The sequence below is a fragment of the Amycolatopsis coloradensis genome (genome assembly GCF_037997115.1).
In the GTDB taxonomy this organism is placed as follows: Bacteria; Actinomycetota; Actinomycetes; order Mycobacteriales; family Pseudonocardiaceae; genus Amycolatopsis; species Amycolatopsis coloradensis_A.
In genome coordinates this window covers 5736120-5751741 of record NZ_CP150484.1, presented here as the reverse complement: position 1 = coordinate 5751741, position 15622 = coordinate 5736120, and the positions used below count along the sequence as shown (strand labels likewise).

Sequence of the window (15622 nt, the reverse complement as noted above, 5' to 3'; positions counted from 1 at the left end):
CCTCGTTCATGCCGCCGCGAAGCCGCTGGGCGACCTCGCCGGTCACCACATCGGACAACGCCTCGCCGCGCCACAGGCCGAGCGCCTCGTCCAAGAGCTCCACGGCGGTCTCGTCGTCGGCGTCGCGGGCTCGCGCGGTCAGCTCGGTGAAGCGGTGCAGGTCGACCTGACGTGGGTCGACCTTGAGCAGGTACCGGGTCCCCTCGGAGACGATCTCCGGCCCGCCCGCGCCGCGGAACACCGCACGCAGCCTGGACACCAGCGCTTGAACGGTGTTCCGTGCACTGGCGGGGGGTTCTTCGGGCCAGAGCAGGTCGATGATCCGGTCGCGCGGCACCGGCTTGCCCGCCTCCAGCAGCAGAACCGCCAGCACGAGCCGTTGTTTGGGCGAGCCGAGATCGACCGGAACGCCACCGGCCCGCGCCTCGACGGCGCCGAGGACGCGGAACTCCACGCGGCCACCTCCGCTCACCCNCGTCGACCTCGTGCGGCAGGCTTAAGCAAAACCGACACTCCTTCCCTCGGTTCAGCCGAGGGAAGGGGGCCTTCACGCGCTATGGCTTACTTCTTCCAGACGATCGGGTCGTCCTTGTACCCGTCACCGTCGTTGAACTCCGCGCCGCCGACCTCGCCGCCGTCCCTGATGGCCTGGAGCTCACAGGTCTCGTAGGTCGCGCCGGCGGTCTTGAAGTCCTTCTTCGCCGACTCGGACTGGCAGTTCGGGGTCTCGCCGGTGATGATCACGCCGGTGCTCTTGTTGTTCGGGCCGACCGCGCGCAGGCGCACCGTGCTGTAGGTGAGGTCCGTGCCGCCGACGTTCTCCACCGACATCCGGATGTACACCGGCGTCATGCCCTTGGCCTTCTCACCGTAGGAGGCGAGGTCTTCCTTCGGGCCGAGCTCGATCGCCTTGACGGTGATCGCGATGGTGCCGGACTTGTCGTTGCCGTACTTGAACGGGACGACGGCGCGCTCGCCGACCTTGAGTTCGCTGCCGGGCGCGGTGGCGTCCGCGTTCGAGACCGGGACCGTACCGCTGGTCGCGGGCGAGGACGCCGCGGCCGACGTCGGCGCGGGCGACGGGGCGGGAGCGGGACTGCCGCCCTCCTCTTTGCCGCCGCAGGCGGAAAGCAGCAGCGCGGCGGCGCAGCCGGTGGCGGAAAGGGCGATGCGGTCGAACTTCATGGATCTCCTCGGACTCCCCGCCGAATCCTGCTCCGGCGTTCTCGCCACGCACCGTAGTCGATGAGGGAGTAAGACGGTGTGGGCCATTCGCACCACGAATGGTCACGAAACGGTTACGCTGTTCGGCCCATCGGGGAGGTGTTCACTTCTTCCAAGTGACGGGGCCGTCCTTGTAACCGTCGCCGTCGACGAACGACACGCCGCCGACCTCGCCCCCGTCCTTGACGCCTTCGGTGTCGCAGGTCTCGTAGGTCGCGCCCGGCGTGGTGAACGTCGCCGGCGCCGTCTCTCCCTTGCAGGCCGCGGTGCCGCCGGCCATGATCACCTTGGTGCCTTTGCCGTTCGCGTCGACCGCGCGCACCGACACCGAAGTGTCGGCGAGGTCCGTGCCGCCGACGTTCTCGATCACCATCCGGACGTACACCGGAAGCGATCCCTCGCCCTTGTCCTTGAACTTGGCGAGATCCTCCTTGGGGCCGATCTCGACCGACTTGACGGTGATCGCGATCGTGCCCGACTTGCCCGCGTCGCTGAACGAGACGACTGCGCGTTCGCCGACCTTGAGCTCGCTGCCGGGGGCCATCGTGCCGTCGGCTCTGACGGTCTTCCCTGCCTCCTCACCGCAGGCGGAAAGCAGCAGCGCGGCGGCGCAGCCGGTGACGATCAAGGCGGTACGGGCGGGCTTCATGGATCTCCTCGGACTCCCGCCGAATCTGTACCGGCGTGCTCGTCACGCACCGTAGCCGCAACCGGAGGCGGCGACTGTGGGCCGTTCGCACCACACCCGATCACAAATCGCTTACCCCGATCAGCCCGTCTTGGATCGCCCGCGCGACGAGCGCGGCCTTGGTCGGGGCCTCCCTGCCGATCTGGGCGTACTTGACCCTGATCCGCTCGAGATGCGAGTTGACCGTGTTCGGCGAGATCCCCAGCCTATGGGCGACGAAGTCCTTCGACTCGGATTGGAACCACTCGATGAGCACTTCCGTCTCGCGCGCGGAGAGGGCGGGACGCCGCTCCGAGCGGTCACCGGCCATCGCGCCCGCCAGGGACGGCGGCGTGTACGACCGGTCGGCCGCCGCCGCGCGCACGGCTTCGACGATGTGTTCCGCGCCTTCGGACTTGGTGAGATAGCTGAGCGCGCCGAGTTCGAGACACTGCAAGACCGTCTCGTCGTCGGCCCGCATCGAGTAGACGACGACGCGACGGCCCGCCTCGGTGAGCCGCCGCAGATCGCCCATCGCCGGGGTCGTGCTGTTCAGGTGCAGGTCGAGGATGACGACGTCGGCCTTTGCGCCCTCGCCGATCCACGCGGCCCGTACGTCTTCGCCCTCGGCCACCACGGTGACCGGCGGGGTACCGCAGGACAGCCAGTGCACGACCCCGGCCCGTACGGCCGGATGATCGTCGACGACCACCGCGGTCAGTTCGGTCGCGAACGCCATTTCGCCTCCATCCACGATCGTTCTCCCAGTGCGTGCCATTCGACGTCGACGGGGCCCGATCCGTTCGCCGTCGGGCCGGATTCACCGTCCGTGATCGCGGCGACGCGGATCTCGTCGTCGGTGCGCAGGACGCTGACCCTGGCCTGCGTCCGGGCGGCGGCCAGCGCGGTCATCAGCGGACCGGTCAGATCGCGGCGGATCGAGGTCGGGACAGGCGCCGCTTCGCCGCTGACCGCCAGCGTCACGGTCAAGCCCCGCCGCTCGGCGAGATCGACGCAGGCCGAGACCTCGTGCAGCAGCGGGTCGGGCACGTCATCGTTCTCTGCGAACAGCCGCCGCAGTTGCGTGGCGGCGAGCGCGCAACGCCGCCGGACCGCGTCGTCACGCGGGTCCAGGGTGCGGTCGGCCAGTCCGGCCAGCAGCGGCAGGGTGGCGCCGAGCTGCCCGGCGAACCGGCTCCGCTGGTCGGCCTCGCGTTCCTCCGCGAGCGCTTTGCGGTGGGCCTGCCGGTCGCGTTCGGCCGAAGCCTCCGCGGCTTCGCCCGCCCGCCGGTTGACGACCCTGATCAGCGCCAGCGTCGCGGCCTGGAAGGCGAGCACGCTGAGCCCGGCGATCACGACACTGCCGATCTCGCCGCGATCGGTGGGCGCGGCGCCGATCTGCCGGACGAAGGTGAGCGTCATCTGGAGGACGAGCGCGGTCATCGCGACCGCGGGGCGGTCCAGCAACAGCACCAGCAGATGCCAGCCCGCGAGGCCGGACGCCCAGTCCTCGTCACCGAGGAGCCGGTCCGGGGGCAGGGTCCAGATGGCGACCGCTGAGGCGGCGAGGACCACGATCGCCCCCGCGAGCGCGACCGGCAAGGGGACCGGCTTCCAGCGCAGCACCCACCACGCCGCGACGACGAGTACGCCGGCGAGCGCGGCGAACGCGACCCGGCCAGGGGTGTCGTCCAGCCGGGTCAGGCTGAGTCCGAGCTGGATCGCCGCCGTCGCGAGCAGTACCGCGATCCGGCAGCCGCCGAGCACCCGGTCCGCGGTCTCATTCATGCGGCCACACCAGTTCCACCGTGGTCCCCGCACCGGGCGCGGAGGTCACCTCGGCCCTGCCGCCCGCCGCGGCCATGCGTTCGACGAGCGAGCCCCGGACGCCTCGCCGTTGGGCCGGGGTCTTCGCCGGGTCGAAACCGCGGCCTTCGTCCCGGACGGTCACGCGAACCCCGTCTTCCACCGTGAGGCGGGCCTCGCCGACACCGGCGTGGCGCTCGACGTTCGCCAGCGCCTCGCGCACGGCACGGACCAGCGCGAGCGCCGCCGACGCCGGGATCGGCCCGACCGGAGACCAGCGCGTCTCGACCTTCACCGGGCTTTGCGCGAGCACACCGCGCAACGAGGTTTCGAGGTCGACGACGCTACCGGGCCCGGATTCGCCGGTGAGGATCGCGAGATCGCGGCGGGCGTATCCGGCGACCTCGGACGGCTCCGTCGTTTCGCCGCGCTGGGCCACCGTGAGAAAGGTGGCCGCGGCCGTGTCGTGCAGGACGGCCAGATACTCGCGTTCCTGCAGCCGTCGTTGCACGGCAAGGGATTCCTCCCGGGTCAGCCGTGCCTGGCGCTCGCGCAGATCATCGATCCGGCGCGTCGTCCGCGACAGCAGGAGGAAGGCGACCCTGGCGAGGGTGGCTTCGATCAGCACTCGCACCACCACCGACAAACCGTCCTCGAAGCCGAGAGGTACCACCTCGATCGCCAGCAGGCAGGCGATGGCGGGCACGGTGACCTTCGGCGGCCATTCCCACTGGAGGGTGATGGCGGTGATGGTGAGGACGTTGAGCGCCCACTGGTTCAGCTCGGCCGCTTCGGGCGCGGTCAGCAACTGGGTGCCGCAGATCGCCGCCGCGCGCACCAGCGTCAGCGCGAACGCCACCGGCCTGCCCCGGCCCGTCTTCCCCACGAGGTGCTCGGCCACGGCGGTGACCAGGGCCAGCGCGAGCAGGCCGAAGGCGAGCGGGAGCGCCCCGGACGGCGTGGCGAGTACCCCGAAAACGCTGATCACCAGCAGTCCGGCCCCCCTGGCCGACCCGGCGAACCGGCCGACCACCCGCGAGAACTCCGCTTCGACGGAGGTCTCACGATCGGACGGCACGGCAGCAGTCAAGCAGACGCCTTGAGCGTGCGCAGGTCCAGCACCCGCCAGGTCAGGGCTTCGTTCCCGCCCTCCGACCACCAGACGAACGGCCCTCGCGCGAGGACGGTGCCGAACTCCGCCGCCAGGTCGGCCATCCGGCCGGTGGCGGTGTCGTAGAGGGCGAGCACGCCGCGGTCGTCGTCGACCACCACCGCATATCGGTCGAGCACGACGACGTCGCCGAACGCGGGCCGGATCCCCTTCCCGCCGACCCGTCTTCGCTCGGACCCGTCGGGTCTCATGAGGTCGAGCCGCGCGGTCCCGCTCTGGCGCAGTACCTGTACCCGGCACCAGGACGGTGTGCAGTCGACCAGTTCAACGCTCTGCCCGTCGACCTTCGTGACGCGGCCGTCGCGGAGGTCCACGAGTTCGGACGGTCCCGCCTGCTCGACCGCCGCCGCCGTCGCGAAGGGCCATGCGGTGAGGGCGTACTCACCGGGCAGCGGAGCCCGGGTCACCGGGCCGCCGGACAATGCCACCGTCCGCACCTCGGTGGCGTCGCCGCGTACGGCCGCCCAGCCGGCCTTGCCGTCGTGCACGACGAGGTCGTATTGGGAGTCCAGGAGCACGACCCGCCCGGTGTCGGCGGTGACGGGGACCGGGTCCTCACCGCGTGGCCCGGCTCGCCACAGCGTCCCCGTCCCGGTGATGTCGGACAGTTCCAGCCACACCAGAGCCTCCGGGGACACGGCGAGGACGAACCGGGGCGAGCCCGACGGTGGGACTTCCCGGAGCACGCGATCTCCCACCACGAGCCGGACGACGTCGTTCGCCCGCGTCACCCCGGCGGAGATGCCGGAATCGAGGAACGCCAGCGGGGTGTAGGGAGCACCGGTGACGGCGTTCGCGGTGATCCGGGCGTCCGGCCAGACGTCGGTGAGCGCGGGGACGGCGGGAACCTCGGCCTCGGGAGCGGGCCCGGGCAGAACCACCACGACGACGGCCGCCAGCGCGGCGAGTGCCAGACCCGTGAGGGTGCAGTCGCGCGGGATCACCGCACCACCGCGGGGGAGGAAGCACCCGCGCGGAGGAGCGCGGGCACTCCGGTGCCGTCGGCGGGTACCGCGTAGATCGCCTTGTCCCGGCCGTAGGCGACGGTCCGGTCGTCGAGCCACTGAGGCTGGTCGTCCAGATGCGCGGGGTCGGCGAGCGGGATGTCGCGGCCGTTGGCGAGGTGGAGCACGTGCAGCCGCCACCGGTCGCCGTCACGGAACTTGTAGGCGACGCGGGTGCCGTCCGGGGAGAGCGACGGGCATTCGACATTGCGCCGCAGGGAAGTCAGTGTCCTGGTACGCAGGTCGCCGCGAACCAGCCAGGTGCCACCCGCGGACCTGGCGGTGGCGTAGAACGTCAGATCGTCTCTGGCGAAGGTCACTCCCCAGTAGTTCAGGTCCGCGGCCGGGTACGGCTTTCCGTCCACGGTGAGCGCGAAGTCCTCCAGCGAGCCGTAGTGGTTCCCTGTCGCCAGGTCGAAGATCCCGGCGGTGGTGGAGAACGTGCCTACCCCGCCCAGGTAGGAGTCGCCGGAGCGGAACACCGTCCAGCCCACCAGCCGGCCGGAGGGGGAGACCCGGACTCGGGACGGCAGTCCCCATTCCGAGATCAGCCGGGGTTCGGCTCCGGGTTTCGTGACGAGCAGCTCGGCTTGGTCGGGTAGCGCCGTCGCGCGCAGGCACGCCAGGGTGCCCGCGGCGACGTCCACCCGCTGACAGGAGGGGCCGACGCGGTCGTCCTGCCGGACCCGGCCCGACTCGTCCACGTACAGCAGGCCGCCACGCGCGAGGTCCAGCTGCTGCTCCGCCGCCGCGTCGCCGGTGCGAAGCCCGACGAAGACCGCCCCGGCCACCACGGTCAGCACGACCGCCGCGACGCCCACCCAGGTCCGCTTCATTTGATCCTCGTTCCGGCCAGTACCGATACCAGCAGCACCACGGCGAACACCGCGAACGCGGGCCGCAACGCCGTTCCCGCCGCGAGGGCGCCGAACGCCACCGCACCCGCCGCCCTGGCCAGCGCTTGTCCTGTTTGGACGATGGCGAGACCGGTGGCCCGCAACGGTTCCGGCACCAGCGGCGCCGCGTGCGCCATCAGGACGCCGTCCGTGCACGCGTAGAACACGCCGTGTGCCGCCAGGACGACCGCCGCGACGAGCCATCCGCTCACCGAAGCGGCCAGGACGACGTACCCGGCGAGCAGGACGACGTGGCCGGCGAGGAACACCTTCCAACGGCCGAGCCGGTCCGCGAGCCGTCCGACCGGGGAAGCCAAGGCCATGAAGGTCAACGCCGTCGCCAAGGGCAGCAAGGGAAGCGCCCCGGGTGGCAATCCGGCGGATCGCTGCACACCGACGAACAGGAACATGTCGCCGACCGTGCAGACGCCCAGAAGCGCCGCGGCCAGGCAGGTGCCGCGGAGCGCGGGCTGCCGTAGCAGGGCGAAACCCGCCCGCAGCCGTACGCGCGATCGTTCGACCGTGCCGGCGGGGGCACGGACGAACACGGCCAGCACGATCACCGCGATCACGGCGAGGCAGAAGCTCACCCCGAACACCGCCGGATAGTCGCCGACGAGCACGGTCAGCAAGCCGAACGCGACGATCGGCCCGAGCAGCGCGCCCGCCGTGTCCATCGCCCGATGGACGCCGAAAGCGCGGCCAAGGCCGTCCGCGGGTGAGGCGAGGGTGATCATCGCGTCCCGCGGCGCGGTGCGGATGCCCTTGCCCGCGCGATCGGCCCCGATCACCAGGCCGATCGCGCCGAGCGAGGATCCGGCCGCGGGCAAGGCGAGTTTGGTCGCCGCCGAAAGGCCGTAGCCCACCAGGGCCACGGCCTTCGGACGGCCGAGGCGGTCGGCGAAGTAGCCGCCCGCCAGCCGCAGCAACGCCGTCGCGCCCGTGTAGAGCCCGTCGATCGCACCCAGCTGCAGGTAGCCGACGCCGAGCCCGTACACGAGATAGAGCGGCAGCACGGCGGTGACCATCTCGGCGGACACGTCCGTGATCAGGCTGACCACGCCCAGACCGATGACGGTGCCCGACACCGCGTGCTTGGCGCGGCCTCCCGGCCGGGCCGGGTCAGCTGAGCGGATCGTGGAGAGGTACATGTCCGCCTTCCCGGGCTACGCGGTGACGCGCACGTCGTCGACCGCGGACTCCCACAGCGACGCGGTACTCGCGTCGGCCGCCTCGACCAGCAGGCGCACACTGCGCCCGGTGAAGGACGACAGGTCGGCCGTCGCGGTCTGCCACACGCCCGCGACTTCGGTCGCGGAGCCGAGTTTCTCGAACACCGTCGTGGGTGTGGTGCCGTCGAGCACGCGGATGCGCAGATAGTCGGCGGAGGTGGCGTTGTCGCCGTGCGCGAAGGTGTAGGAGAACGTCAGCTTCCCGCCCGCCGGCACGGTGAACGACGGCGAGGCCATCGACGAACCGCCGCCGTCGAGGTCGTTGACGCCGTACGCCGATCCGGCCAGCCGCCCGGTGACCAGGCAGTTCGCGCCGCTGGTCGTGTCGCCGCGCTGCTTGATCTGGTTGCTGTAGGTCGACGTGGTCTGCTCCGGATCGCCCCGTTCCCATTTGCCCGAGGTGGCGGTGTCCGCGCCGGCCGCGTTGAGCTGCCAGCCCTTGTCGGTCTCGAAGTCGTCCGCGAACGCCTCACCGCCTGCCGGACCGACGCTCACCGAGACCTTCGCGGTCTGGGTCGTGGAGCCCGACGACCCGGTGACCGTGGCGGTCGCCGAGCCGGTCGCGGTGTCCGACGCGGTCAAGGTCAGCGTCGCCGTCGCGCTGCCGTTGGCGGGCGGGGTGACCGACGACGGCGAGATCGTGCCGGTCACTCCCGAGGGCAGGCCCGAAACCGATAGCGCGGTCTCGGAGCTGAAGCCGCCGGTGCTGCCGACGTTCACCGTCACCGAGGCCGTCCCGCCCGGTTCCACCGACACCGACGACGGGCTGGTGCCGACGGAGAAGGCGGGGGACGAGACGCCCTTCTTGCATTTGCCGGTCGCGGTGTCGGTGAAGGTGCGGCCCGATACCGGCACGAAGTCGCTGCGGTAGTCCGTCGCGCTCAGCGTCAGCTTCCCGACGCCGAAGGTGTTGGTGTTGCCCGCTTCCTGCACGGCGGCGGACGACTGGTCGAAGTTGTAGTAACCCCGGCCGCCGGTACCGATCAGCAACTCGCGGACGCCGTTCACGTCGTCGCGGGTGCCGTCCGGCCGCGAGGGCGCGTACCGCTGGTAGTTGTGGTCGTGGCCGACGACGATCAGGTCCGCCTTCGCGTTGTACAGCGCCTGGAAGAACGGCCTCACCGACGTGTCGTCCCCGTGGGAGCCGCGGCTGAACCGCGGATGGTGGAAGAACGCGGCCGTGCACGGTTTGGTGCTCGCCGCCAGATCGTTCTTCAGCCAGGTCTCCTGCGCGGAGCCGGCGCTCCGGGCGATGTTGGAGTTGAGCGCGACGAAATGCCAATCACCGACGTCGAAGCTGTAGTAGCCCTTGCCTCTTTCACCGGCACGCGCGCCGAAGTAGTCGAAGTAGCCCGAGGCGCCGGAGGTGTTGTACTCGTGGTTGCCCGGCGTCGGATAGGTGATGGATTTGAACTGCCCGTAATAGGGGTCGTAAGTGTTCTTGTACTCGGACAGCGTGCCCGAGTTGTAAGCGTTGTCCCCGGCCAGAATGAGCGCCTGCGGGTTCATGTTCTTGATCAGCGGGGCGGTCTGGTTGCACGAAGACCCGCAGACATCGCCGACCGCCGCGACGGTCGTGGTCGCCGAGGCGAGAGGCTGGTCTCCGGCTTGGTAGGCGTCGATGGCGAAGCGGCTGGCGGGGTCGGACAGCGCCGCCGAAACCCGCACGCAGTCACCTTCGAACGCGCGGCTGTGGAACGCCTTGCCAGGCCAGTTCCGCGCGGTGAGCGTGAACGCGCCCGCGCGGCTGCCGGTGAGCGTCACCGAGTCCTCGCCGCGCAGCGAAAGTTCCGTGAACCGGACTCGCAGCCACTGCGCGCCGGGTGCGCAGACGGAGCGGGTGGCCATGGTGGACGCGCCGGCACCGGAGACCGAAGCGGCGCCGGTGGTGACCCCGGCCTCGGTCAGTTGTGGAATCTGATCGGCCACTTCGGGCGCGGCGGGTGGCGCGGCTCCGCCCGCTTGTGGTTGCGCGGCGACCAGGAAGGCCCCGGCCGCCAGCGTGGCGGTCGAGACGGCCAGCGTCCGGCGGCGCCATCGTCTTGTGCTTGAGCGCATGGGAAATCATCCTCTTCGGTCATCGGCGGGAGGACGTGCGAGTCGTCGGCGATTCGGGGATTCTTCCGACGATTCCGACCCTAATCACGGCCGGAGGAGGGTCAACGAAAAGTCGCCGGGAGGCTGGATAACTCTGAACGGGGCCTGGTTCACCCGACGAAAGTCGGGCGTTCCGGACGGTACGCTGCGCCTTCATGACGAGTCTCGCTCCGGCGGAATTCGGTGCCGCACTGCGCACCGCGATCGAACGCAGCGGGCTGAGTCTCAGCGAGATCAGTCGCCGATTGCGGGCGCGGGACACGCCGGTCAGCATCAGTGCGCTGAGCTATTGGCAGAATGGCGAAAACCGGCCGGAACGGGCCAGTTCACTCGCCGCGGTGACCGCGCTGGAGACCATTCTCGGCCAACCGCCGGAAACGCTGACCGGGTTGCTCGGCCCGCGGCGCCCCCGCGGCCGCTGGACGAGCCGCACCGGCGACGCCCTGCCCTACGACCAGGTGTGGCGGCGGCCGGAGGAAGTGGTGCGCGCACTGGCCAAAATGGACGCGACGCCGGACGAACTCGATACACCGCACCGGATTTCGCAGAACGTGTGCTACCGCGTCGACGGGCACGGGCACCAGGAATCGATCCGGGTTCGGCGGCTCGTCCGCGCCGATCACGACGGCACCTCGCGGTTCGTGTTCGTGAGCCGGTGTTCCAGTATCACGCAGCCGCCCGTGGTGCTGTTCACCGAAGGCTGCCGTCCGGCGCGGTTCCGCGCGGACGTCCCGTCGTCCACCTGCGTCTTCGAATTCGCGCTCGACCGGACCTTGGCCGCGGGCGAACTGGCCTCTGTGGAGTTCGGGGTCCGGTTTCCGCCGGGGCAGACCAACCGGCACGCGCAGATCGCGCTCTACCGGCCCGCGCGGGACATCGTCGTGCAGCTCGCGTTCGACCCCGGACGGCTGCCGAAACGCTGCACCGCGTTCTTCCAGCCGCGCAGCGGGCAGCCACGCGAGGAACGCGGCGAGGCGAGATTCGACAGGGCGACCAGTACTTTCCAGTTCATCACCCTCGACCCGCTCCCCGGCCAGTACGGGATCCAATGGAGCTGGGCCTGACTATTCGTAGGGACGTTCGGGCGCGGCCACCGGTACGACGTTTTCGACCTTCAGGAACGGGATGCGTTCGCCGTTGACGGCGTCCACGACGGACCCCGGCCGGAACGTGCCGGTCACCTCGATCCAGGTGTCGGGCGCGCTCGGGACCTGGCCGTCCAGCACGACCTTCACCGGGCGGCCGTCCGCTGCGCAGCACGTCAGGATCATCCGGACGAGCAGTGACGCGCCGTCCGGCCCGGTGGCGGTGAAACCGGTGAGCACGACCCTTCTCACACCGAGGGACCGGCCCTCGTCGAACACCGCGCGGGAGGCGTAGTCCAGGACGGTCACCTTCACCGGGTCGCCGTCGGGCAGTGCCGGATATTCGTCGGATCGGCTTAGCGCAGTGCCCGCGTTGCCCGCCGCGTAGCTGCCGAGCGGCTGCGGGGCGACCAACAGCAAGGCGAGAACCGGAAGAGGGAGCAGCCAGGCCACTTTCGGATGACGATGGCGGTTCGTCGCCGCCAGCACCAGGACCAGGAGACCGGACGCGAGCAGGAACGGCCACAGCCCTTCCTTGACATAACGCAGGTATTGGCCGGTCAAGCAGACCTTGACCACGGCCGCGCCCAGCAGGAGCAGCACGACGGTCGCGGCGGTCCGGTTCACCAGAGCACCGTCCCGGTCACGACCGCGCAACCGAGCGCGACCACGAACGTGGCGGGCGCGAACCGGGCGGCGAACCGCCTGCCGAAGGTGCCGGCCTGCATGGCGAACAGCTTCAGGTCGACCATCGGCCCGACCACGAGGAACGCCAGGCGGGCGGTGAGGGAGAACTGGCTCAGCGAGGCGGCGACGAAGGCGTCCGCTTCGCTGCAGATCGACAACAGGACCGCCAGCAGGGACAGCGCGAGGACACCGAGCAGCGGATGGTCCGCGACGGTCTGGAGCCAGCGGCCGGGGATCAGGACGTTGAGCGTCGCGGCCGCCATGGCACCGATGACCAGGAATCCGCCCGCATGCACCAGGTCGTGGCCTGCCGCGCCGGCGAACGCCCGCCAGCGCGGGCCGTCGTGGGCGTGCGCGGGCAGCTTGATCCATTCCGTCCGGCCGAGGCCGAGCCACAGCCAGCCCATCACGACCGAGGCGGCGAGCCCGGCCGCCGCCCTGGCGAAGACCATCGACGGCTGATCCGGGAACGCGATCGCCGTGGCGGCCAGCACGACCGGATTGAGGGCGGGGGCGGCGAGCAGGAACGCCAGCGCCGCCGCCGGGGTGACCCCCTTGCGCACCAAGGCGCCGGCGACCGGGACCGAACCGCATTCGCAACCCGGCAGCACCATTCCGGTCGCCGCGGCCGCCGGAACCGCGAGAACCGGGCGTTTCGGAAGGGCTTTCGCGAAGAATTCCCGCGGCACGAAGACCGCGATCGCGGCGGAAAGGGTCACCCCGAAGACGAGGAATGGAACGGCCTGGAGCACGATCGAAACGAAGACCGTCGTCCAGGTCTGCACGATCGGCGTGCCGAGGACGTCGTCGAGCGGGCCTCGGACCAGCAGGACTAGAATGAGAAGGCCCGCGAGCACTTCCACCGAACCGGCGCGCCTGCCCACTTCGGTGTCCGTCATGTGGCGAACCTCCCATCGTCCGGCAAGACTCTAGGGATTTCGCGTTCCACCTGGAATTCCCTTGTCTGGACAACGCTGGACGTCCACGAATGGGGTGGGTTACCCGCCTCGCCCGGTCGGGGGTATTTCCGCATTCCGATTGTGTTCGCACGGTCGATGGGCACAAGAATCGCCGCATGCGTGCAAGGCGATTCGCCTCTCTTTCTGCCGGTGCCGCCGCCGCGGTGTGCGTGGCGGCGCTCGTGGTCACCGACGGCGCGGTCGCCGCCCCTTTACCGGGCGGTCTGGGACCGTGCGTCGGGCCGGCCTGTCCCGATGTGTACCCACCGGTGAACAACAAGGATTACGCGGGCCGGGACGACGGCATCAATGTCTATGTCGGCGGCGAATTCCAGGTACGGGAAGCCGCCGCGGAAGCCGAAGGGCGGGTCGTCGTCCTCGGTGATTTCGACATGGCGAAACGAGCTGGCGCGTCCTCCGTCTACAACGTCGGCATCGCCGGTGTCGGTTCGCGTGTCCCGCCATCGGACGGCGCCGACTTCCTGACCACCGGCGGGAACGTCAGCGTCGCGGCGGACCAGCGGCTGCTCGCCGACGGCGGCGTCGTCCGGCACGCGGGAACCGTCACCGGGACGGTGACCGGCAAGCTCGAAAAGGACCCCGACGCGGCGAAACCCTATCTGGGCCTGCGCGAGGAACTTCGAGTGGCGAGCAAGTGCTACGCACGGGAAGGCACCACGCCGCGTCCGGCCACGGGCACGGCGGTCAACCAGGGATACCGCACCCTGTTCACCGGGGACGGGAAATCCGCGCTGCAGGTGTTCACCGTGGACTTCGACCTGACCGGCGCCACCGGTGGCATGCAGGGGATCGAGTTCGAGGGCATCCCGGCCGGGGCGACGATTCTGGTCAACATGGTGGGAGCCGCCCGGACGATCAACACCTACACCGGTGACCTCAACGACCAGGATCCGCTGAACAAGCTGCGCGAGCGGTTGCTGTGGAACTTCCCGGACGCCACCGGAGTGAAGATCGCCGGAGGCGCCCAGTTCCAGGGGAGTGTGCTGATCGGTGAGCCGGGGAGCACCGCGACCGTCACCGCCTCCGGGATGAACGGCCGTTTCTTCACCACGGGATCGCTGGTGCACACCTCCGAGGCGACCGGCGGTGGCGGGCAGGAGTTCCACGCCTACCCGTTCAACGGCGACCTGCCCGAATGCGGCAGCACGCCGACCACGACGCCCAGCACCTCCACGTCTTCTTCGTCGTCGAGCAGTTCGCCGACGAGCAGCAGCTCGACCACCACGAGCAGCAGCACCACCACGACCAGCAGCTCGACACCGACCAGCTCGACACCGACGAGCGCCACGTCGACCAGCCCGACTTCGGCGACTTCCACGTCGGTGACTTCCACGTCGACGGCGCCCACCTCGACGACGCCGACCTCGACCACGTCGTCGAGCCCGACGAGCACCAGCTCGACATCGAGCAGTTCCTCCAGCAGCGCGACGTCGTCGAGCCCGACGAGCAGCAGCTCCAGGCCGTCGTCGAGCTCGAGCAGCACCGCACCGACCACCACCGGCAGCAGCACTTCGACCACGACCCCGGGCCCCGGCGTCACGGTGCCCACCACGCCCGGGCAGCCGGGCGGGACCGCGCCGGGCGGCGGGCCGTCCGACGGCGGCCCGCTGGCCTCGACCGGCAGCGAGGTCCGGGGCCTGCTGGTCTCCGGCCTGTTCCTGCTGCTCGTCGGTGGCGTGCTGGTGGCACTCACGATCCGGTCGAGGCGCCGCGAGTCCTAGCCGAGGGCGGTGTCGATGACGTCGCGGCGGTCCGCCAGCAGGGCCTCCGCGGCGGTCCGGCCCGTCGCGGCCAGATAGGCGTCGACGAGCCGGTTGCCGGCCGCGTACCCGGCGCCGGTCGGCAGGCCGACGGGTGTGGCGCCGTAGCGGGCGGCGGTCTCGTCGCCGTGCACCCACGCCGTGAAGTTCCGCATGCCGGTGATCTCCAGCCCGGAGACGACCTTCGCGAACACGGCGTCGTCGTGCAGATGCGGCACACCGATGCGGGCGTAGCCGAGTTCGTCGCCGTACAGCTGGCGGGCGAACGCGTCGGCCAGGCCCTCGGACACGATCTGCTCGCCGACGGTGACCGTCGCCGGGTCCCAGATCACCCCGCCGGGGCTGTAGCGCAGGTTGTGGTTCAACTCGTGGACGGCCGTGGCTTCCAGCCGCGCCAGGTTCTCCGGATACGGCCAGAAGTTGAGGTGGATGTAGCCGGGCACACTCCCGTTCGCCGTCATCCCCAGATTCGGGCCCATGAAGTGCTCGTCGCCGGGATCACCCAGCACGGTGAGGACGGTGATGTCGGGGACCGTCAGTCCGGGCGTCGCGGCGAGCTGAGCGGTGACGGCGTCGTCGAGCGCCCGCTGGATCCGGTTCCAGGCGTCCGCCTCGTGGAGTGCTCCGAGTGCCTCCAGGCAGCGTTCCTCGTCGCGGTCGAGCGGGAACCCGGAACCCATCGCGTGCATCGCGACGAGATCCACGTCGCCGGGGAAGTAGCGGTACATTCCGGCAGCGGGTTCGACCATCGCCTTGAGCATCGCGGCGCGGTCCGGCCGCGGCGCGCGCAGGATCGCTCGCATCGCGGGGTAGGTGTCGAGAACGGTGATCGTCATGGGAGCGACGGTAAAGGCTCCAGTGGGTGGAGACTCAAGTCCTCGTGGGCGGCCAGGACGGCACACGAGGGGATGAGGCAAGCACGGCGTGTTGCGAAAGCGACTTTCGCAACCTTCGACGTTGCGAAAGTGGCTTTCGCAACGTCGATCGGGGCGGCCTGCCCGCGCGGCACCGCC

General features: G+C 70.4%; 14 protein-coding genes and 1 pseudogene. 2 read left to right on the top strand and 13 right to left on the bottom strand.

From position 1 onward, the window contains the following. Window positions 1–58 precede the first annotated feature (58 nt). From LCL61_RS26960 to LCL61_RS26915, 10 genes and pseudogenes are all read right to left on the bottom strand, one after another. Window positions 59–337: pseudogene (locus LCL61_RS26960) on the bottom strand (AfsR/SARP family transcriptional regulator); the annotation flags it as partial. Window positions 338–561: 224 nt separating this feature from the next. After that, complete coding sequence (locus LCL61_RS26955) at window positions 562–1185, bottom strand: hypothetical protein (RefSeq protein ID WP_340682304.1); 624 nt, start codon at window positions 1183–1185, stop codon at window positions 562–564. Between the two features lie 142 nt (window positions 1186–1327). Beyond that, window positions 1328–1873, bottom strand: coding sequence for a hypothetical protein (locus LCL61_RS26950; RefSeq protein WP_340682303.1), 546 nt, complete (start codon window positions 1871–1873; stop codon window positions 1328–1330). A gap of 100 nt (window positions 1874–1973) precedes the next feature. Next, the gene (locus tag LCL61_RS26945) at window positions 1974–2630 is read right to left on the bottom strand and encodes a response regulator transcription factor (RefSeq protein ID WP_340682302.1); all 657 of its coding nucleotides are present in this window, start codon (window positions 2628–2630) and stop codon (window positions 1974–1976) included. Continuing rightward, entirely contained in the window at window positions 2609–3679 is a 1071-nt protein-coding gene (locus tag LCL61_RS26940) for a histidine kinase (RefSeq protein ID WP_340682301.1), read from the bottom strand. Before LCL61_RS26940 ends, LCL61_RS26945 begins: the two co-directional genes overlap by 22 nt. Next, entirely contained in the window at window positions 3672–4775 is a 1104-nt protein-coding gene (locus LCL61_RS26935; RefSeq protein ID WP_340688688.1) for a sensor histidine kinase, read from the bottom strand. The genes LCL61_RS26940 and LCL61_RS26935 overlap by 8 nt, the downstream gene beginning before the upstream one ends. An 8-nt stretch (window positions 4776–4783) precedes the next feature. Further along, window positions 4784–5812: a hypothetical protein gene (locus LCL61_RS26930; RefSeq protein ID WP_340682300.1), complete on the bottom strand. Its 1029-nt coding sequence runs from the start codon at window positions 5810–5812 to the stop codon at window positions 4784–4786. Further along, on the bottom strand, window positions 5809–6708 hold the full coding sequence (locus tag LCL61_RS26925; RefSeq protein WP_340682299.1) for a hypothetical protein: 900 nt from the start codon (window positions 6706–6708) through the stop codon (window positions 5809–5811). Before LCL61_RS26925 ends, LCL61_RS26930 begins: the two co-directional genes overlap by 4 nt. After that, a complete protein-coding gene (locus LCL61_RS26920; protein ID WP_340682298.1) occupies window positions 6705–7919 on the bottom strand; it encodes an MFS transporter in 1215 nt (404 codons plus the stop codon). The genes LCL61_RS26925 and LCL61_RS26920 overlap by 4 nt, the downstream gene beginning before the upstream one ends. A gap of 15 nt (window positions 7920–7934) precedes the next feature. Then, window positions 7935–10058, bottom strand: coding sequence for a metallophosphoesterase (locus LCL61_RS26915; RefSeq protein ID WP_340682297.1), 2124 nt, complete (start codon window positions 10056–10058; stop codon window positions 7935–7937). A 194-nt stretch (window positions 10059–10252) separates the two neighbouring features. On the opposite strand from LCL61_RS26915, the gene LCL61_RS26910 reads away from it, so the two are divergent. After that, on the top strand, window positions 10253–11161 hold the full coding sequence (locus LCL61_RS26910; protein ID WP_340682296.1) for an XRE family transcriptional regulator: 909 nt from the start codon (window positions 10253–10255) through the stop codon (window positions 11159–11161). On the opposite strand, the gene LCL61_RS26905 is transcribed toward LCL61_RS26910, so the two are convergent. Next, the gene (locus LCL61_RS26905; protein WP_340682295.1) at window positions 11162–11809 is read right to left on the bottom strand and encodes a TIGR03943 family putative permease subunit; all 648 of its coding nucleotides are present in this window, start codon (window positions 11807–11809) and stop codon (window positions 11162–11164) included. Continuing rightward, window positions 11806–12768, bottom strand: coding sequence for a permease (locus tag LCL61_RS26900; protein WP_340682294.1), 963 nt, complete (start codon window positions 12766–12768; stop codon window positions 11806–11808). The genes LCL61_RS26905 and LCL61_RS26900 overlap by 4 nt, the downstream gene beginning before the upstream one ends. A 176-nt stretch (window positions 12769–12944) precedes the next feature. Here LCL61_RS26900 and LCL61_RS26895 point away from each other — a divergent pair, with 176 nt between their 5' ends. Continuing rightward, window positions 12945–14570 (top strand): choice-of-anchor A family protein, encoded by a 1626-nt coding sequence (locus tag LCL61_RS26895; RefSeq protein ID WP_340682293.1) that lies wholly within the window; start codon window positions 12945–12947, stop codon window positions 14568–14570. Here LCL61_RS26895 and LCL61_RS26890 read toward each other — a convergent pair. Further along, a complete protein-coding gene (locus LCL61_RS26890) occupies window positions 14567–15445 on the bottom strand; it encodes a DUF2268 domain-containing protein (RefSeq protein ID WP_340682292.1) in 879 nt (292 codons plus the stop codon). The two genes, LCL61_RS26895 and LCL61_RS26890, sit on opposite strands and share 4 nt — an antisense overlap. Between the last annotated feature and the right edge of the window lie 177 nt (window positions 15446–15622).